This is a genomic window from Streptomyces sp. NPDC043867 (assembly GCF_056435845.1).
This window is the reverse complement of the sequence record NZ_JBWKDS010000028.1, coordinates 36,208-53,554: the sequence shown is the minus strand read 5'-3', so window position 1 is coordinate 53,554 and position 17,347 is coordinate 36,208. Positions and strand designations below refer to the sequence as shown.

18 protein-coding genes and 2 pseudogenes are annotated in these 17,347 nt (G+C 72.2%); 11 read left to right on the top strand and 9 right to left on the bottom strand.

From position 1 onward, the window contains the following. Positions 1–16: 16 nt before the first annotated feature. Both AC069T_RS25845 and AC069T_RS25840 read right to left on the bottom strand, forming a co-directional pair. Positions 17–532, bottom strand: coding sequence for a hypothetical protein (locus AC069T_RS25845; RefSeq protein ID WP_478784993.1), 516 nt, complete (start codon positions 530–532; stop codon positions 17–19). After that, positions 529–2,223 (bottom strand): PHP domain-containing protein, encoded by a 1,695-nt coding sequence (locus tag AC069T_RS25840; RefSeq protein ID WP_478784992.1) that lies wholly within the window; start codon positions 2,221–2,223, stop codon positions 529–531. The genes AC069T_RS25845 and AC069T_RS25840 overlap by 4 nt, the downstream gene beginning before the upstream one ends. Before the next feature lie 203 nt (positions 2,224–2,426). On the opposite strand from AC069T_RS25840, the gene AC069T_RS25835 reads away from it, so the two are divergent. Both AC069T_RS25835 and AC069T_RS25830 read left to right on the top strand, forming a co-directional pair. Continuing rightward, positions 2,427–3,011, top strand: coding sequence for a TetR/AcrR family transcriptional regulator (locus AC069T_RS25835; protein WP_478784991.1), 585 nt, complete (start codon positions 2,427–2,429; stop codon positions 3,009–3,011). Next, positions 3,004–3,630 (top strand): alpha/beta fold hydrolase, encoded by a 627-nt coding sequence (locus AC069T_RS25830; RefSeq protein WP_478784990.1) that lies wholly within the window; start codon positions 3,004–3,006, stop codon positions 3,628–3,630. The genes AC069T_RS25835 and AC069T_RS25830 overlap by 8 nt, the downstream gene beginning before the upstream one ends. Before the next feature lie 627 nt (positions 3,631–4,257). Here AC069T_RS25830 and AC069T_RS25825 read toward each other — a convergent pair. The 7 genes from AC069T_RS25825 to AC069T_RS25795 all read right to left on the bottom strand — a co-directional run bounded on the left by AC069T_RS25825 (position 4,258) and on the right by AC069T_RS25795 (position 11,244). Continuing rightward, positions 4,258–5,064 (bottom strand): isocitrate lyase/PEP mutase family protein, encoded by an 807-nt coding sequence (locus AC069T_RS25825; protein ID WP_478784989.1) that lies wholly within the window; start codon positions 5,062–5,064, stop codon positions 4,258–4,260. Then, positions 5,061–5,336 (bottom strand): hypothetical protein, encoded by a 276-nt coding sequence (locus AC069T_RS25820; RefSeq protein ID WP_478784988.1) that lies wholly within the window; start codon positions 5,334–5,336, stop codon positions 5,061–5,063. Before AC069T_RS25820 ends, AC069T_RS25825 begins: the two co-directional genes overlap by 4 nt. A 106-nt stretch (positions 5,337–5,442) precedes the next feature. Then, positions 5,443–6,486, bottom strand: coding sequence for a rhamnogalacturonan acetylesterase (locus AC069T_RS25815; protein WP_478784987.1), 1,044 nt, complete (start codon positions 6,484–6,486; stop codon positions 5,443–5,445). 161 nt (positions 6,487–6,647) lie between these two features. Further along, positions 6,648–8,087, bottom strand: coding sequence for an RICIN domain-containing protein (locus AC069T_RS25810; RefSeq protein ID WP_478784986.1), 1,440 nt, complete (start codon positions 8,085–8,087; stop codon positions 6,648–6,650). Then, the gene (locus tag AC069T_RS25805) at positions 8,087–9,979 is read right to left on the bottom strand and encodes a family 43 glycosylhydrolase (protein ID WP_478784985.1); all 1,893 of its coding nucleotides are present in this window, start codon (positions 9,977–9,979) and stop codon (positions 8,087–8,089) included. The genes AC069T_RS25810 and AC069T_RS25805 overlap by 1 nt, the downstream gene beginning before the upstream one ends. A 231-nt stretch (positions 9,980–10,210) precedes the next feature. Next, entirely contained in the window at positions 10,211–10,420 is a 210-nt protein-coding gene (locus tag AC069T_RS25800) for a DUF397 domain-containing protein (RefSeq protein WP_478784984.1), read from the bottom strand. Beyond that, the gene (locus AC069T_RS25795) at positions 10,402–11,244 is read right to left on the bottom strand and encodes a helix-turn-helix domain-containing protein (RefSeq protein ID WP_358854086.1); all 843 of its coding nucleotides are present in this window, start codon (positions 11,242–11,244) and stop codon (positions 10,402–10,404) included. Before AC069T_RS25795 ends, AC069T_RS25800 begins: the two co-directional genes overlap by 19 nt. A gap of 200 nt (positions 11,245–11,444) precedes the next feature. Here AC069T_RS25795 and AC069T_RS25790 point away from each other — a divergent pair, with 200 nt between their 5' ends. From AC069T_RS25790 to AC069T_RS25750, 9 genes and pseudogenes are all read left to right on the top strand, one after another. Further along, a complete protein-coding gene (locus tag AC069T_RS25790) occupies positions 11,445–11,780 on the top strand; it encodes a hypothetical protein (protein WP_478784983.1) in 336 nt (111 codons plus the stop codon). Then, the gene (locus tag AC069T_RS25785) at positions 11,777–12,010 is read left to right on the top strand and encodes a hypothetical protein (protein ID WP_478784982.1); all 234 of its coding nucleotides are present in this window, start codon (positions 11,777–11,779) and stop codon (positions 12,008–12,010) included. Before AC069T_RS25790 ends, AC069T_RS25785 begins: the two co-directional genes overlap by 4 nt. 132 nt (positions 12,011–12,142) lie before the next feature. Further along, positions 12,143–13,069 (top strand): homocysteine S-methyltransferase, encoded by a 927-nt coding sequence (gene mmuM, locus AC069T_RS25780; RefSeq protein WP_478784981.1) that lies wholly within the window; start codon positions 12,143–12,145, stop codon positions 13,067–13,069. Between the two features lie 209 nt (positions 13,070–13,278). After that, complete coding sequence (locus tag AC069T_RS25775; RefSeq protein ID WP_478784980.1) at positions 13,279–13,467, top strand: hypothetical protein; 189 nt, start codon at positions 13,279–13,281, stop codon at positions 13,465–13,467. Between the two features lies 1 nt (position 13,468). After that, positions 13,469–13,969 carry a hypothetical protein gene (locus AC069T_RS25770; RefSeq protein WP_478784979.1) on the top strand — a complete coding sequence of 167 codons (501 nt, stop codon included), beginning with the start codon at positions 13,469–13,471 and terminating at the stop codon, positions 13,967–13,969. Beyond that, positions 13,960–14,460, top strand: a complete 501-nt coding sequence (locus AC069T_RS25765; RefSeq protein WP_478784978.1) for a hypothetical protein — start codon at positions 13,960–13,962, stop codon at positions 14,458–14,460. Before AC069T_RS25770 ends, AC069T_RS25765 begins: the two co-directional genes overlap by 10 nt. Continuing rightward, positions 14,382–15,754 (top strand): annotated as a pseudogene (locus AC069T_RS25760) (replication initiator). Before AC069T_RS25765 ends, AC069T_RS25760 begins: the two are co-directional and overlap by 79 nt. Beyond that, positions 15,754–15,978, top strand: coding sequence for a helix-turn-helix domain-containing protein (locus AC069T_RS25755; protein WP_478784977.1), 225 nt, complete (start codon positions 15,754–15,756; stop codon positions 15,976–15,978). The pseudogene AC069T_RS25760 and the gene AC069T_RS25755 overlap by 1 nt, the downstream one beginning before the upstream one ends. Further along, positions 15,978–17,264: pseudogene (locus tag AC069T_RS25750) on the top strand (tyrosine-type recombinase/integrase). Before AC069T_RS25755 ends, AC069T_RS25750 begins: the two are co-directional and overlap by 1 nt. Positions 17,265–17,347 lie beyond the last annotated feature (83 nt).

The window sequence follows — 17,347 nt, the reverse complement described above, 5'->3', positions numbered from 1 at the left end:
CCTTCTCCCGCCTCCGTCAGTGGTCCGCGCAGCACGGCGTCGGTTCCGGGACCTCGAAGGGGACGAGGGTGCCGCCGGCGGCGGGCATCGCGGTCAGGACGAGCACGCCGTCCCGCCACTCGGGGCGTACATGGTCCCGCGTCACCAGCCGCTGCTCGGGCGGGGGCCGGCCGGACGCGCCCAGGACGGCGACGCGGGCGATCGCGGAGGCCGACAGGGCCTCCGCGACCGTCACGGTGCCCGTGAGGCGCGTGACGCCCGGGTACAGCACCGCGCGGCCCACCGCGTCGGGTGCTCCCGGGGACACCTCGTACCCCTGGGCGGTGAGACGCTGCCGGACGGTGCTCAGCAGCGCCCGTGAAGGGGCGGCGAGGGAGAGGGCGACCCGCGGGCGCTCGCCGCGCACCAGATGGGTGCAGCCGAACCAGTCCTCGGTGAGCGCCAGTTCGGCGGCGAGGGCGCGCAGCAGGTGGTCCGCCGCACGCAGGTCGCTGCTTCCCGCGTCCACCGTGAGGGTGTGGGGTGCGCTCACGACGGCAGGATCCACACGGGGTTGGAGTAGAACCACAGGTCGCGCCACGGGTCGGCGTCGCCGACGACGTCCACGGCCGGGCCCGCGGGGTCGACCGCGGCACCCATCAGGCCGGTCGCCGAGCGGTTGCCGTCCGTGCCGCGGAGGCGGACGTAGAGCGGACGGTCTACCTCGCCCAGGGAGTACGTCAGCCGGACCGTGCCGGTGGACTTCCCGACCTCGTACGAGCGGACGACCTCGGCCGTCGGCGCGGTGAACGTGTCCTTGTCCCGCACGGCGCCCGTGACGTCTCCCCGGATGACGTCCACCCGGGCCAGCCGCGGGACGAATCCCGCCCAGTTCGGGCCGCCGGCCAGGGCGACGTCGGCCGTCAGGGTCACCTTCGTGCCCTTCTTGACGTGCAGCGCCCCGCCGAGCGTGGCCCAACGGCCGCCGCCCGCCGCCCTGACGTCGAGACCGCTGACCAACTGGCCGTGGTCCACCCAGATCCGGCCGGCACGGATGCCGTCCATGACGGCGGCGTACGAGAAGCCGTCGGCGCCCACGTGGGTGCGGCTGTACTGGCCGGGCCAGTAGTCGCCCTGGGTGAGGTCGACCCTGCCGCCGTAGACGGGGTCCGTGTGCCTGCCGTTGGCGGTGAAGTCGCTGTCGGGGCCGCCTCGGACGGCCGTGTCCGTGTACACCTGGTGCGCGTCGGAGTTGGCGGTGATCCACCACGGCTTGCCCTCGGCGAGGAGGCTGTCCCAGAGGCCGCCGACGGTGGCGGTCATCCAGTCGAAGCCGCCCCAGGTGCGGTAGCTCTCCAGCGGGTAGCCGGCGAAGGAGTTCGCGCTCGGGCTGTTGTCGTAGATGCCGCGCGCGCGGCCCATGCCGGTGGGCGCGGCGATGCCGGCGGCCTGGTGGCCGGGCGCGCCCTCGAAACCGACCGCGATCTGGTGGCTCGCGGGGGTGGCGTCGCGCCAGCCGCGGATCTCGTGCGGGGAGTCGACACCGCGCCGCGCCGGGTGGTTGGCGAGCATCAGGGCGTCCTTGACCTTGCGCCGCCGCACCTGCTCGGCGAGGAAGTCGAGGCCCGCGACGGCCAGCGCCTCGTTGGCGGGCGTGGAGTCGGAGGCCCCCCGCACGCTGCCGTCGTACGAGGTCTCGAACTGCTTGAGGACGGCGACCTCGTTCCTGCCGGGGTGGACGAAGACCGTGCCGTGCTCGGCGGCCGGGATGTTCCATTCCAGCCCCTGGAAGACGAGCGTGTCCTCGTACGCGGCCCGGGCCTCCCGGATGTCCGGGTTGACCTTCTCGACGCCGATCCTGGCGTGCGTCTCGCTGCCGTGGTCGGTGATGACCATCCAGTCGAGCCCGTGCCGGGCCCCTTGGCGCACCTGGTCGCCGACGCGGTACTTGCCGTCGCTGCTGTACTGGGTGTGGATGTGGTGGTCGCCGGAGAGCCAGAGGAAGCCGCCCCTTCCGCGACGGCCTTCGGCGGCGTACGCGGGTGCCGTCGCCCCCTCGGCGAGGACACTGCCCGCCGCCAGCCCGGCGCCCAGCAGACCGGCGCGCCGCAGCAGCGAGCGGCGCGACTGCTGCTCGGGGGTCAGTGCCTCGTCCGGCACCGAGGTGTCGAAGGCGGCCGGGAGCGGCTGGGCCACGTGGTCGTGCGTGTGGTGGTGATGCCCGTGCCCGTGTCCGTGCCCCATGTCGGCCTCCTGAGTCCGGCGGCGCCGGACGGCCGCGCGACAAGGAGAATCGTCGGAACACATGAACGCCGAACGGCCGCGGCGTGATCTTCGGACGGCCCCGGAAAGGCGGCTCCGCCCCGCCACCCTCAGCCGTTCGGTACATTAGGCTGTCTCCTAGGGATCCTAGGTTTCCAACGCGCAGAGGAGTGGGTGGTGAGGGGATGGCCCGTGCCGGGCTCACGGTCGACCGGCTCGTGACGGCCGCCGCCGATCTCGCGGACGAGGTCGGCTTCGACCGTGTCACCGTCTCCGCCCTGGCACGCCGCTTCGGCGTGAAGGACGCGAGCCTGTACTCGCACGTCAAGAGCCTCCAGGAGCTGCGGACCAGGGTCGCCCTGCTGGCCGGCGAGGAGATGATCGAGCAGATCGCCGACGCCGTCGCCGGACGGGCCGGCAAGGACGCGCTGGCCGCGTTCGCCGGCGCCTACCGGGACTTCGCCCTCCGACGGCCGGGACGGTACGCGGCCACCCAGATCCGCATCGACCAGGATCTCGTCGCCGGCTCCCGCGCCCTGCTGCGGACCGCGGAGATCACCTACGGCATGCTCCGCGCCTACGGACTCGACGAGCCGGACCTGACCGACGCCGTACGGCTGCTGCGCAGTTCGTTCCACGGCTTCTGCGGCATCGAGGCCGCCGGCGGCTTCGGCGCGCCCCGTGACGTGCAGACGTCCTGGGACCGCGCCGTCGACGCCCTGCACGTCCTGCTGGAGCACTGGCCCAAGGAGGAGCCCGGCCATGGATGAAGTCCCGGCGCACTACGACGTGGCCGGCAGCGGACCGGTACTGCTGGTCGTCCCGGGCGGGGCCGGACACCCCATGGGGCTCGGCGGGCTGACGGAACGGCTCGCCGCCCGGTTCACCGTGGTGACGTACGACCCGCTGGGCCTCGCCCACGGCCGGCTCGGCGCGCCCGTCGGGGACCAGCGGGTGCGGGCGTGGAGCGACGGTGCGAGCCGGGTGCTCGCCGAGGTGCTGCCGGACGGCGAGTCCGCGTACGTGTTCGGCACCAGCTCCGGCGGTGTCGCCGCACTCGACCTCCTCGCCCGGCACCCGGCGCGGGTGCGGCGCGTGGTCGCGCACGAGCCGCCGAGCGTGACCGTCCTGCCGGACGCGGCGCGGCACCTCGCGATGTTCGCCGAGGTGTACGCCACCTACCGCGCGGCGGGCATGGAGGCCGCGGGGCCCGGCTGGCGGCCGGACTGGCGGAACGGACACCGCGGGACCGGGCCGGGGCCGCGCCGGCGCCCCCGTCCCCGGCGGACGCGGCCGATCGCTCGACAGCCGTCCCGCACACGGAACCCGAGCCGCCGCCGGCCGGACGCGACGGGGAACCCGGTCCGCGCGGTGCCGGTGGCACGATAACCGGCCCGCGCCAGGGCGGCGCAACAACCGCTCCGCGCGCGGACGGTGACGACACGAAGGCCGGCCCGCGCCCGTCCGGCCCGGACACGGAACCCGGTCCGCGCCCGCCCCGTGGCGCCGCGGAGGCACGTCGGTCCGCCGTCGGCGCGGACGCGGAGGCCGACGGGCCCCCGTCCGCCGACGCGCAGGTCACGCCCATGGCTCTCTTCCTCACCCGCGTCCTGCGCCAGTTCACCGCCCACGAGCCGGACCTGACCGCTCTCCGGGTGCTCGGCTCCCGTCTGGTGCTGGGCGCCGGTATCGATTCCCGCGGCCAACTCCTGCACCGCACGGCGGCGTTGACGGCCGAGCTGGCCGGCGGCGGCTTCGCCGAGTTCCCCGGCGGGCATCTCGGGGCCGTCGAACACCCCGGGGAGTTCGCGGAGCGGCTGACCCGGACGCTTCTAGGTCATGTCCGCAAAGTCTCGTCGTCCGCCCGGAGGGCGGGTTCCGCGGCGTCTGGTGCGTGCTCTCGGCGTGCCGGGCGGAGACCCTCGTACTGGACGTACTTGGGGCTTCGCCCGGTGCGGCGAGAGTGCGTGCCAGGCGTCGCGGAACAGGCGGGACTTTGCGGACACGACCTAGCCCCTAGGGCCTTGCTGACAGGCCCTGTCCGCCGGGACCCTCCGTGCTCAGCGCCTGCACCTCGGCGTACGTCGGTGCCACACCGCGCGGCGGCCGTCCCGCCCGGATGTCCGCGGCGGCCTCCAGGGCGGCGCCCAGTGCCCGCCGGTACAGCAGGGAGCCGAGGCTGATCCTGCGGACGCCGAGGTCCCCGAGCTGGGCGACGGTGGGGCCGAGCGGTGAGTAGAGGATGTTGAGCGGCACGTCGAGGGCGCGCACCAGCTCGGTGATGCGGGCCGGGTGGGTCAGTCCCGGCACGAACACCCCGTCCGCGCCCGCCTCTCGATAGGCGTCGAGGCGGCGGCACGTCTCGGCGTGGCCGCCGTCCCCGAGCCAGTACGTGTCGGTGCGGGCGTTCACGAACAGGTCGGGCACCGCGGCCTTGACCGCGGCGATCTTCGCGGCGTGCAGCCGTGCGGGGGCGAGGCCGTCCTCCAGGTTGATGCCGACGGCACCGGCGTCGGCCAGCCGGCGGGCCACCTCGGCGACGTCGTCGGGGCTACGGCCGAAGCCGTCCTCGGCGTCGACCGAGAGCAGGAAGGAGCCCGTGCCGAGTTGCCGGGCGAGCCGCACCGTCGGCTCCCGGGCGGCCGCCGTACCGTCCGGCAGCCCGGCGGCCGCGGCGACCCCGAGGCTCGTGGTCCCGATCGCGGGGAACCCCTGGGCGGCGAGCGCCACGGCGGAGGCGTGGTCCCAGGCGTTGGGCAGCAGCAGGGGCGCATCGCCGTGGTGAAGGCCAAAGAAGGCGGAAAAGTCGGAGAGGGCGGTCATGCGAGCCGTCCGTGGGCGTCGGCGTGGTAAGCGGGTTTCGTCAGGTGCGCGGCCCGTTCGCGGAGGGACCGGCCCTCACCCGTGTGCGGGGTGTGGACGCGGCTGTCGGCGTGGCCGGGCTCCCGCCCCCGGGCGGTCCGGGTCGCGGCGAGCGCGAGGACGTGGTCGACCATGACGACCGCGTCCACGGCCGGAGCCGTCCGCGCGCTCACGTCCCAGGGCCGCGCCCACCGGCCCGCGTCCAGCGAAGTGTCCTGCGGCTGCTCGTTCATGGGGGAACGCTAGAGCCCCGAGGCTTCGGCGCCGGCCGAACCGTGCCGGTCCCCCCGCCGGCTCCCGGGACGTCCCGGTTCCGGTCGGGACGCCCCGGGAGTCACCTCACCTCACCAGCCCGCTCGGGACCAGCCGCTGCGCCACCAGTTCGTCGCGGACCAGGCCCGCGTACACCGTGGCACCGTGGACGGAGGTGTGCGTGTTGTCGCGCTTCTCGTTGTAGAGGTAGAGCGCCTTGGAGCCCTCGACGCCCAGTGACTCGACGACGGACTTCGTCCTGGCCGTCAGGTCGATCAGCGGCACGCCCTCGGCGGCCGCGACCGAGCGGACGACGGCCGGGTGGTCGACGCCCAGGCCGTTCACGAGGAGGGCGGTGTTGTTGTTCAGCGTGCCGTCCGCGTTGAACCAGCGGCGGACGACGGGTGTCACCAGGACGGGCCTGCCGCCGCGGGCGCGGACGCCCGCCACGAGGGTTTCCAGATTCGCCCGGTAGGTCGCCTCGTCGGTCGTCTTGTCGTTGTGCGCGAGCTGGACGAGGACCAGGTCGCCCTTGCGGACCAGCGGCCGGACGGTCGCGAAGAGCGCCGGATTCTCGAGGTAGGTGACCGTACTCTCGCCGGAGTCGGCGTAGTTGGCGACGGAGAGCCCCTTGCGCAGGTACTGGGGCAGCTGCTGTCCCCAGCCCGAGTACGGGTCCCCCGGCTGGTCGCAGACCGTGGAGTCGCCGACCAAAAAGATCTGGCGGACGTGCCGGGCCGGGGTCACCCGGATGTCCGCCAGCGCGGGGGCCGACCCGCCGAGCGCGAGGTCCAGGCCCGCGCTGCCCTCGGGACCGGTCGGCTCGCCCTCGGGGGTGCGGACGTTCACGGTGAAGCTGCGGGCCACTCGCTCACCGGCCGCGGTGGCCGTCTCGGGAAGGAGCGAGCGCCGGGTCTCGCCGCGGACGCTCGTGCTCGCGGGGGCGTCGCCGCCGAGCCGTACCTTCACCTCGTACGTGCCCGGCGCCACGTCGAAGTGGCAGGTGGTCGCCGTGCAGTTCTCCCGGCCGAGGGCGGCACTCCCCCGGCCGGTCCCCGCCTGCGCGGGGGTGACCGAGAGGGCGGTGGCGGCGACGAGCGCCCCGAGCACAGCGGTCTTGACACGTCTCATTGCGGCTCCTCCGGCAGGACGACTCACCCGGCGGCTGGACGGTACCGTTCTCAGCAAGCGCTTTCTAGGGTGCCCCGCAGGAATTGCTCGAACTGCTACTTCATCGACGTGAAAACGCTTCCCCTGGCGGTGGCGACGCCCCGCCAGGGGAACGCCGGATCTCATGTCCCGCGGGTCCACTGCTGGTTGGTCCCGCCGGTGCAGGTGTACGTGATGAGGGCGGCCCCGTCGGAAGTGGACGCGCCGGACACGTCGAGGCACTCCCCGCTCGCCCGCGACTTGAGCAGGACGTAGCCGCCGGAGGCGGTCACCGACCACTGCTGCGCCGTCGCGCCGGTGCAGTCCTCCTGGGTGACGTTCGTGGCGCCCTCGGTCAGGCACAGGGAGCTGTGCCGGGTCATCAGCGTGTAGTGACCACCGCCGGAACTCCTGAACCAGAACCTCTGGTTGGTGCCGCCGTTGCACGCGTACTGCGTGAACGCGACACCTTCGAGGAGCGACCGGCTCGGCAGGTCGGCGCACTTGCCGCTGTGCCGGGCGGTGAGCGTCTCGTAGGTGGCGCTCGTGCCGCCGGCCGTCCCCGTGGCCGTGTCGACGGTGATCTCGGGGTACCAGCTCATGCTCAGGCTCGTCGACGTCGGGAAGGAGAGCGGCAGCCACACGTACCGCGAGTCGTTGACCGTCCCGCCGAACGCGTTGCCCCAGCGGTCCCCCAGATAGAGGTAGGAGGTGCCCGAAGTGCCCTGCACGGGGAGGACGTACGCGGTCTGCGAGCCGTACGCGGTGGAGTCGCCGACGTTCGTCATCGCGCTCCAGGGACCCGTGAGGGAGGTCGCCGTCGCGTACTGCTGCTGGTTGGGGTTCCAGCCCGTGGCGCCCGAGGTCAGCATGAAGTAGACACCGCCCCGCTTGAAGAGGGCGGGGGCCTCGCGGTGGCCGCCGGGCCACGGGTTGGCGGTCAGCGCGGCGATGCCCGTGTAGTCGGCGGTGAGCCGGTACAGGTGCAGGTCGTAGTTCTCGCGAGCGGCCGAGACCAGGTAGCCCGTACCGTCCGTGTCGACGAAGACCGTGAGGTCACGGGACATGTGCTGGCCGAGGGGCCGGAAGCTGCCGCGATAGGTGTAGTCGCCGTCGACGGTGCCGGAGACGGCGACGGCCGCCCGCGCCTCGCTGTAGTCGGTGCCGTTCTCCTTGTGCATCCACATCACGAACGTGCCGGTGGCCGCGTTGTACATCACCTTCGGCCGCTCGATGTTGGCGTTCGCCAGCTCGCCCGCGCTGGACCGGGTCAGGACGTGGTTGCGGAACTCCCAGTTCTTGAGGTCGGTGGAGCGGTAGGCGTCCACGTACTGGAAGGTGTTGTCGGCGTTGCGGTGCTCGCCGAACCAGTAGTAGTAGGCGCCGACCTTGATGACGCCGCCGCCGTGCGCGTGGACGGCGTTGCCCGAGGTGTCGGTGAACTGCGTGCCGTTGACGACGGTCTGCGGTGCCGCCGCGGCAGGTCCCGCGTTCGTGAGTGCCGCGGCGAGCGCGAGGCACAGGGCGACGACGACGGCGTACGCGCGGCGGGTGACGCTCGGCGTGCTGGTCGTTCCGGTCATCACACACTCTCCTTCAGCACCGTGAAGTGCCGGGCGAAGCCCGAGAGTCCGGGCAGGGTGCGGATCGGGGTCCAGGTGCGCAGGCCGTCGAGGCTGTCGCTGTAGTAGTACTTCTGCTCCGCGTAGCCGTCGAAGTAGATCCGCCAGGCGCCGTTGTCCAGGTGCACCAGGGCCGGGCCCTCGCGCCAGCTGCCCCAGCCTGCCCAGTCGCCCCTGCCGACGAAGGTGTAGGGGCCGGCGAGCCGGTCGGCGACCGCGTGCTCCAGGTACTTGGTGGTCTCCTGCTTGGTGATGGCGTGGTACTTGCCGGCGTAGCGCACGATGAACGTGTCGATGTAGTTGGCGGTGTCCAGCCCCGACAGCGGCCTGGGCACGGACCAGTTGCGCAGGGACGTGTCGGACGCGGTGAGCAGATGCGGGCGGAACACGGACGTGTTGGTGGTGTCGAGCGCGACGACGATGTTGACGCTGCCGTTCGCGGGGTCGACGAACCACTCGGGCGCCCAGGTGCGGGCAAGGCCGGCGGTGGGCAGGGTGTGGTCGGCGACGAACTGCCAGCTCGTGCGGTCCTTGCTGCGGGCGAACCCGATGGTGTTGCCGGTCCAGTTGGTGGTGTAGGCGATCCAGTAGTAGCCGTCGGAGTGCTTGATGACCGACGGGTCGCGGATCAGTCCGGTGGGCGGAGTGTAGGCCGGGCCCTTCAGCAGCCGGTACGACAGGGCGTCCGCGGAGTCGTAGATGTACAGGTTCGACTCGCTGCTGTTGGTGAAGGCGGTCATTGTGTAGCGGGTCGCGGCCCGGACGGCCGGGACGGGGGTGTCGGCGACGGGCACGCCGAAGTCCGGGGTGCCGTCCGCGTGCCAGCGGAGCTGCTGGATCCGGGTGTGCCGGTTGGGGTCGTTCAGCGGGTCGCCGGTGATCTCCTTGTACGGGCGGGCGTGGTACACGAGGACGTCGGTGCGGCCGTCCTCGGCGACGGTGAAGCAGTTGTGGCCCGGCCCGTACTGCCGGGTGGTGTCGTTGCTGGTGAAGACCGGGGCGGGCGACTTGGACCAGGAGCGGGCGTCCAGGAGGTCGCTGCCGGCGTCGGCGGTGAGCAGGCCGAGGCAGTAGTGGTGGTCGGTCGCGCTGGCCGAGTACGACAGGAAGGCGCGTCCGTTGCGCTGGATGACCGAGGGGCCCTCGTTCACCTTGTAGCCGACGGTCTCCCAGTCGTACTCCGGTGTGGTGAGGCGGACTTGGGGCCCCTTGAGCGTCCAGGGGTTGGCCATCGCGGAGAGGAAGACGCCCGTGTTGTTGTCCATGCCGGGCTCGTGCTGCGCCCAGGCGAGGTAGCGGGTGCCCTGGTGGGTGAACGTGGTGGCGTCGAGCGAGAAGGTCTCCCACGCCGTCCTGAGTTGGCCCTTTTCCGTCCAGGTTCCCTTGAAGGGATCGGAGTTGGCGTTCTCCAGCACCCAGATGCGGATCGCCCACACGTCGTTCGCGGGAGCCGCGGCGAAGTAGATGTACCACTTGCCGTCGATGTGGTGGATCTCCGGGGCCCAGATGTGCGCGCCCATGTCGCCGCTCGCGTGTTTGCGCCAGATCACCGACTCGTCGGCCGTGGCGAGTCCGTTCAGGGTGCGCGAGCGGCGCAGGATGATCCGGTCGTACTCGGGGGCGGTGGCCGTGAAGTAGTAACGGCCGTCGGTGTGCCGGTGGATGTGGGGATCGGCGCGGTTGCGGACGAGCGGATTGACGTACGGGGCGGCCGCCGTCACGGCTGCCGGGGCGGCGGTCGGTGCGGCCGCCGCGGCGACACCGGGCGTGGCGGTGAGGGCGCCCGCGGCCAGGGCGCCCTTCAACACCAGTCTGCGGCTCGGGATGTGGGGCAGGTCGTCGGCGCGGCTCATGCGGACCGCCTCTCCGTGGTGGGGGACACAGGGGGTCGCTCGGACCATGCCGTTCGGTATTCCGAACGGCATCTGTCATCACGAACGCCGAAAAGGTAAAGGCGTGTCACGAGGAGGTCAACGGGTCCGACGGGACGAAGATGGCCCGGCCTTCCGGCCGGGTTGCCCGAACCGGACATGAAGGCGGCCCTCGCGGTACCGATCCTCGCGAGGGCCCTTCGACGTTCAGCGTCAGTCGCTCAGACGACTGCTCTTCACGGCTGCCACGAAGGAGGACCAGCCGGCCGCCGGGAACACGAGCACCGGCCCGTGCGGATCTTTGCTGTCTCGCACCGGCACGACAGCGGCGAAGTCGTCAGAGACCTCGATGCACTCGCCACCGTCCGAGTTGCTGTAGGAACTCTTGCGCCAACCAGCGGCACTCAGGTCGATGCCTCGCACGGTACTTCCTCCAAGATGGCCAGGACGAACTTCCGCGACTCGGCCGGGGACAGCGCCATGTCGCGCATCGCATCGTACGCACGCTGCAGTCGCTCAACTGGCGTGTGTTCCTCGATTAGTTCGCCACGGTGTGCGTTCTCCGTATAGGCCACGGTAACTCCGCCGGTCAGCCGCAGGAACATCAGTGCGGTGCTGCCCAGGCCATGCATGCCGGCGCTGAGGGGAAGCACCTGCATCGTCACATTCGGCCTGTCCGCCAGCTCCACCACATGCTCCAACTGGCCCCGCCACTCCCCCGCGTCCCGCAGCGGCGTCCGCAGCACCACCTCCGACAGGATCGTCCGGAACGGAGGCGCATCCTCCCCCTCCAGCAACTCCCGCCGGCCCATCCGCGCCTCGACCTGCTGCTCCAGTTCCTTCCCCTTCAGTCCACCGGCCGCCAGCACCTCCCGCGCGTACCCCGGCGTCTGCAACAGCCCCGGCAGGACGCTCACCGCGAAGTGCCACAGGCTCACCGCCTGGGCCTCCAGCGCCATGTACCGCCGGTACCGCTCACGGAACTGCGTATGGTCCCCCGCGGCCAACTCCCAGAGCGCGAGCAGCAGTCCGGGCGTTCCGTAGTGCGTGTCGAGGGCCTGGACGACCTCCGGACTGCCCAGCGTCTCGCCCTTCTCCATCTTGCCGAACAGGGACCAGTCCCAGCCCAGCCGCTCACCGAGCTGCCGCAGGCTCGTCCCGCTGCCCGCCCGCAGGATCCGCAGCTCCTCGGCGAACCGCTGACGTGGCTCCTGACTGCGGCCGGTGATGACGCGACGCTGCGGCATACGGCTGACTCCCCTCCGAGAGGCTCGCGTGGACGGTGTGGAAGGTGTGGAACGGCCCTCGGGGCACGGGGAAGCACGAACCCGTCCACGGCGCGGCCGCCCAGATCCGGGCGCATTCTCGTAACGCCCGGACTACGCAGCGTAATTCACCCAGCGCAGCCGGGTCATGGAATCCGCCGTACTCACCGACGAGGACTCGTATGACCGCCGCATCGCACCGCCCGCACAGCACGACGAGCACGAGCGCCACCGGGGCCACGGCATCGCCGACGGCCACAGCCGCACCCGGCCACCCCACCGACGTGCCCACCTCGACGCCCCCCGCGCCCAGGGCCCAGGAGGCCCTCGCCGCCCGCGACACCCTCGCTCACGCCCTCAGCCAGGCCGGCATCCAGCTCCCCGCGCTGGACGTCCGTACCCCCTGGGCGGACGACCGCGAGGGCGAGATCCGGTACGCGCTCGTCCACCTCGGGGTGTGCTCCGCGCCGGTGGCCCTCGTGCTCGCGGACGTGATCTCGAAGGGAATCGGCAGGTGACCGGGGGCGGGGGCGACGTCCCTGGTGTCGGGGAGGCCGTCCGCGACACCGTGCGTGACCGGGTCGGGCGGGTCATGGGGCACGAGGGCCCCTGCCTCCAGATCCGCCCGCTCGGCGGTGGCCTCGAATGGGACGCGGACCCGCGCCACGTCCGAGCACTGAGCCAGGCCGAGCTGCTGAGCGCTCTGGTGGCCGAGGTCAACGCCCGCAGCAGGCAGGGAAACCCGTGACGGAGCCACCCCGGCACCACGGCATCGTCCGGCACCCGTCCGTCAAGGGAGGCGAGCAGTTCGCGCTCGTCGCCGAGCGGCGGACCGTGGACACCCCGGGGCGCCGCCCCGCGCATCGGCTAGCGTCGGGGCATGACCAGCGACACCTCCCGCACCCTCACCGACGCACTCGCCACCGGCACGGTCGTCCTGGACGGCGGGCTCTCCAACCAGCTCGCGTCGGCCGGCCACGACCTGAGCGACGAGCTGTGGTCGGCGCGGCTGCTCGCCGACCGGCCCGAGGCGCTCGTCGAGGCGCACCTGGCCTATTTCGAGGCGGGCGCCGACGTGGCGATCACCGCCAGCTACCAGGCCACCTTCGAGGGCTTCGCCAAGCGCGGGGTCGGCCCCGCACGCGCCGCCGAACTCCTGCGCTCCAGCGTCGAGTCGGCGCGTGAGGCGGCCCGGCTGGCACAGGCCGGCGGGATCGGCCGGCCGCTGTGGGTGGCCGCGTCGGCCGGCCCGTACGGGGCGATGCTGGCGGACGGCTCCGAGTACCGGGGCCGCTACGGCCTGAGCGTGGGCGAGCTGGAGCGCTTCCACCGCCCGCGCCTCGAGGTGCTGGCCGCCGCCGCTCCCGACGTGCTGGCCCTGGAGACCGTGCCGGACACCGACGAGGCGGCGGCCCTGCTGCGGGCGGTCCGCGGCCTCGGCGTACCGGCCTGGCTGTCGTACTCCGTGGACGGTGACCGCACCCGCGCCGGGCAGCCCCTTGAGGAGGCCTTCGCGCTCGCGGCCGACGCCGACGAGATCGTCGCGGTGGGCGTGAACTGCTGCGCCCCTGCGGACGTGGACCGCGCCGTCGGGACGGCCGCGCGGGTCACCGGCAAGCCGGTGGTGGTCTACCCGAACAGCGGCGAGACCTGGGACGCCGGCAAGCGCGCCTGGGACGGCCGGGCCACGTTCACTCCCGAGGAGGTCACCGGCTGGCGCGCCTCGGGTGCCCGGCTGATCGGAGGGTGCTGCCGGGTGGGGCCGGACGCCGTCACGGGAATCGCGGCAGCCCTGCGGGCCGGGTGATCACGGATGGCGGGCCCGGTCGGCCCGTTGAGAGATAGGGAGCGTCCACACCGCCCCCGCCCGGTCGGCCTCGCTGTCAGCGCTCGGGCGATGGTGCGGCCGGTGGAGCTGTTCGCGACCCCCTAGGCGCGGATCTTCAACGGTCAGCTCTCCGACGGCGTCGCCTACCGGGCCGCCCGTTTGGAGCTGGTGACGGTGGAGACGAGCCAGTGATCCTCTTCGAAAACCCCGCACGGGAGCGGGAGTTGCACCCGGTCCGGACCCTGCCGGGCACGGAAGGCAAGGCCACCTTCGCCCTCTCGGCCGCGGTCCTCGACCTGCTCGGCCTGGACCCGGAACAGGCGGCCCGCCTCGACCTGGGCGACGTGTTCCGCCTGATACACGAAAGGGGGGCCTGACATGGACGCTGTCACGGGATACGCGTCGTACGCGCTGCCGGTCGCTGCGGCACTGGTCGGTGTGTGGCTGCTGGTCACGGTGGTGCGCTACGTCCGGGCGGACCGGGGCACACGGGTGAGCATGCGGCAGGCCGCGCGAGTCCGCCGGGGCTGGGTACGCCTCGCGCGGATGGCTGGTCTGACGGTCATCGACAAGACCCCGAGCCTGCTCGCGCAGATCACCGCGCAGAAGGACGCTGCCGCTCCCGCACCCCGGGTGCTGACTCCGAAGATCAAGGTGAAGCCCGATCAGTTCGGGGTGATCGTGCGGGCGCGGACGCTGCCGCAGGTCGGGCTGGAGGAGCACCAGAAGTCGGCCCGGTTCCTGGCGGACGCGTGGCGGTGCACGCGGGTGTCCGTGCAGCCGGATGGCCCCGGTCGGGTGGTGATCCGGGGTGTGCGCTCCGATCCGCTGACCACGCCGACCCGCCACCGGCCCACCGGCCGGCCTCCGTGGACCTGACGCGCTGGGAGCTGGGGGTGGACGAGTTCGCCGCGCAGGTGTGCGTGTCCCTGGCCAACGTGCCCGGGGTGACAGTGGCCGGCGTCCCGGGTGCGCGCAAGACCTCGGGGGTCAACAAGTTCGTGTGCGACTTCGCGCCGTCGGCGGCCGTGCAGTTCGCGACGGCGGACGGGAGGGTGTCGTGGGCCTCGGAGGGTGACTACGCCGACCTGGTGAAGCGGATGTTCGCGTTCTGCGGGGATGACCTTGATGAGGCGAACGCACTGTTCAAGCGGCTGGTGGAGCTGCGCAAGCGACGCTCGGCGACCATCCGGGACGTGCTGGGTGTGAAGAACATGTGGCATGTCGGCCCGTCGCCGGAGTGGCCGCTCACGGGCCTGATCATCGATGAGGCGCACACGTACTTCTTCACCTGGTCAACCACCCCGACTTCGACCGCGCACAACAGCAGATCGAACGCCTCGGCGGCTGCACCGAACCCGTCCGCCTGACCGGCCAGAGCACGACCGTCGACACCATGACCGGTGAGGTACTGCGCTCCTACACCGCCTCCGACGAGCCCACCGGCAGCCTGCTGACCACGTGCGGCAACCGCCGTGCCTCACGCTGCCCGGCCTGTTCCCGCCTCTACGCCGCCGACACCTACCACCTCATCCGCGCCGGCATCTCCGGCGGCAAGACCGTCCCCGACGCCGTCCGCACCCACCCCCGCGTCTTCGCCACCCTCACCGCCCCCTCCTTCGGCCCCGTCCACAACCGCCCCGACGCCCGGCCCTGCCGCTGCGGAATCCGCCACGAGCCCACGGACCCACTGCTCGGCACACCGCTCAATCCGGCGACGTACGACTACGCAGGCGCGGTCCTCTTCAACGCCCACGCCGGAGCCTTGTGGGCCCGCTTCACCACTTACCTGCGCCGCGAGCTCGCCGTCCGGCTCGGCCTCACCCAGAAGGCCGCCCGCACGGTTCTGCGGGTGTCCTTCGCCAAAGTTGCCGAGTACCAGAAGCGTGGCCTGGTCCACTTCCACGCCGTGATCCGCCTCGACGGCCCCGACGGCAGCGCCCAGCCCCTGCCCTCGAACGCCCCGTCGCCGTGCTCACCGACGCCATCAGGGCCGCCGCCCCGCGCGCCCGCATCTCCGTCGACTCCGACGCGATCGGGGAACGCCAACTCGGCTGGGGCCAGCAGCTCGACGTGCGCGAGATCGCGGCCTTCGGCACCGATGCCGAACTGACCGACCAGGCGGTCGCCGCCTACGTCGCCAAGTACGCCACCAAATCCGCCGACGCCTCCGGCACCCTCGACCGGGCTCTGTTCTGCCGCCCCTGCCAGGGCCGCGGCGCCACCCTCCTGCCCCACGGAACCCCGCTCCCCTGCACCGCCTGTGACGGCACCGGGCAGGCCCGGCCCCTGCCCCGGCTCGCTGTCGCCCGGCACGTCCGGCAGATGATCCGCACCTGCTGGGAACTGGGCCCCCTCCCGGAGTTCGCCGATCTCAAGCTCTGGAAGTGGGCGCACATGCTTGGCTTTCGCGGCCACTTCTCCACCAAGTCCCGCAGCTACTCCGTCACGCTCGGCGCGCTGCGCGACGCCCGCCGGGCCTGGCGCACCGAACAGGCCCGCGTCCACGCCGGCCTGCCTGAGCACGACCCGACGACCACTCTCGTCGTAGGTCGCTGGGACTACCTGGGCTCGGGTTACAGCCCCGGCGCCACGCTCCTCGCCGCCCACGTCTGGCACCGCAAGGAACTGGAACAGCAGTTCACGGCCGAAGGCGGCTGCTGATGGTCTCGCCCCCGCCCACCGTCCTCCGCACGGAGGTGGCCCCGGTGCTGGATCTGCTGACGGTGCCCCAGGTGATGGCCCGCCTCGAGCTCGGCCGCTCCGCCGTCTACGACCTGCTGCGCTCCGGCCAGCTCGCCTCGATCACCCTCGGCCGCGCTCGCCGCATCCCCGCCCACGCTCTGGCCGACTTCATCCACGCCCGCCTCGAACAGGAAGCCGCCTGATGACCACGCCCCGCGACACCCCCGCCTCCCGCCGCGTCCGCGCCAACGGCGACGGGACCGTCTACCAGCGCAAGGACAGCCGCTGAAAAGCCGCCGGATACGTGCTGGCCCCCGGCAACACCCGCAAGCGCGTCCGCGTCTACGGCACCACCCGCAAGGAAGCCCCGGCCAAGCTCACCGAGAAGATCGCCGCCAGCAACCGCGGCATGCCCATGCCCTCCGCGCAGGGCAGCGTGGCCGCGTACCTGACGTACTGGCTGGAGAACGTCGCTGTTCACCAGCTCCGCGAGAACACTCACACCCGCTACACCGCCGTCACCCGGCTCTACCTCATCCCCGGCCTCGGGCGGAAGAAGCTGGCCAAACTCACCGCCAAGGACGTCCGCACCTGGCTCAACCAGCTCCGCACCACCTGCCAGTGCTGCGCCCGCGGCCTCGACGCCGCCCGCGACCAACCCCTGTGCTGCGCCGCAGGAAAGTGCTGCTCCAAGCGACTCTCGCCCCTGACCCTGGCCTACGTGCACTCCGTCCTCAAGTCCGCCCTGGAGCACGCAGTACGCGAGGAAGAGATCCCGCGCAACGTCGCCCGCAACGTCCGCACCGGCACACCAAGGCCCCGCCGCTTCGAACCCCTCACCGCCGACGACGCACGCCAGTTCGTGACCGCCGCCAGCGGTCACCGGCTGCAGTCGCTGTTCGAGCTCGCCCTGCGCACCGGCCTGCGCAAGGGCGAACTCCTCGGCCTGCGCTGGGAGGACCTCGACTTGGCCGGTGGAACCGCCAGCATCCGCCGCACCCTCCAGCGCACCAACACCGCCGGCCTGACCGCCCTCCCGACCAAGACCCAGAGCTCCGAACGACGGATCGCGCTGCCGACCTCGTGCCTGCGCTCCCTGGAACAGCACCGCACCTGGCAGCGTCGGGAGCGCGATGCGGCAGGGACAGCCTGGCAGGACAGCGGCTACGTGTTCACCCGGCCCGACGGCGCTCCGATCGAAGGAGCGACCCTCACCCGCCACTTCACCGCTCTGCTCGACCGGGCCGGACTCCGCCGCATACGGTTCCACGACCTCCGCCACTCGACCGCGACCCTCCTCCTGGAACAGGAAGTGGAACTGGTCGTGATCAAGGAACTCCTTGGCCACGCCCACATCGGCGTCACCGCCACCGTTTACGCCCACGTCCGGCTCCGTCTTCAGCGCGACGCTATCGACCTCCTCGGACGCACCCTCCGCAACCCCGGGGACAGCGACGACCCACCGCTCTGCGCAGCGCCCGTCCGCTGACGTTGCCGTCAACTACTGCCGTCACGAGCCCGAGAAGCCCCACCAGAAGTCGATTCTGGTGGGGCTTCTGCGGTGCTTGAGCG

Coding starts and splice junctions, on each gene's coding strand:
- AC069T_RS25815 (WP_478784987.1), bottom strand. CDS start 6,486: ATGAGACGTGTCAAGACCGCTGTGCTCGGGGCGCTCGTCGCCGCCACC.
- AC069T_RS25805 (WP_478784985.1), bottom strand. CDS start 9,979: ATGAGCCGCGCCGACGACCTGCCCCACATCCCGAGCCGCAGACTGGTG.
- mmuM (WP_478784981.1), top strand. CDS start 12,143: ATGACCAGCGACACCTCCCGCACCCTCACCGACGCACTCGCCACCGGC.
- AC069T_RS25795 (WP_358854086.1), bottom strand. CDS start 11,244: ATGCCGCAGCGTCGCGTCATCACCGGCCGCAGTCAGGAGCCACGTCAG.
- AC069T_RS25830 (WP_478784990.1), top strand. CDS start 3,004: ATGGATGAAGTCCCGGCGCACTACGACGTGGCCGGCAGCGGACCGGTA.
- AC069T_RS25810 (WP_478784986.1), bottom strand. CDS start 8,087: ATGACCGGAACGACCAGCACGCCGAGCGTCACCCGCCGCGCGTACGCC.
- AC069T_RS25825 (WP_478784989.1), bottom strand. CDS start 5,064: ATGACCGCCCTCTCCGACTTTTCCGCCTTCTTTGGCCTTCACCACGGC.
- AC069T_RS25820 (WP_478784988.1), bottom strand. CDS start 5,336: ATGAACGAGCAGCCGCAGGACACTTCGCTGGACGCGGGCCGGTGGGCG.
- AC069T_RS25755 (WP_478784977.1), top strand. CDS start 15,754: ATGGTCTCGCCCCCGCCCACCGTCCTCCGCACGGAGGTGGCCCCGGTG.
- AC069T_RS25835 (WP_478784991.1), top strand. CDS start 2,427: ATGGCCCGTGCCGGGCTCACGGTCGACCGGCTCGTGACGGCCGCCGCC.
- AC069T_RS25790 (WP_478784983.1), top strand. CDS start 11,445: ATGACCGCCGCATCGCACCGCCCGCACAGCACGACGAGCACGAGCGCC.
- AC069T_RS25840 (WP_478784992.1), bottom strand. CDS start 2,223: ATGGGGCACGGACACGGGCACGGGCATCACCACCACACGCACGACCAC.
- AC069T_RS25770 (WP_478784979.1), top strand. CDS start 13,469: ATGGACGCTGTCACGGGATACGCGTCGTACGCGCTGCCGGTCGCTGCG.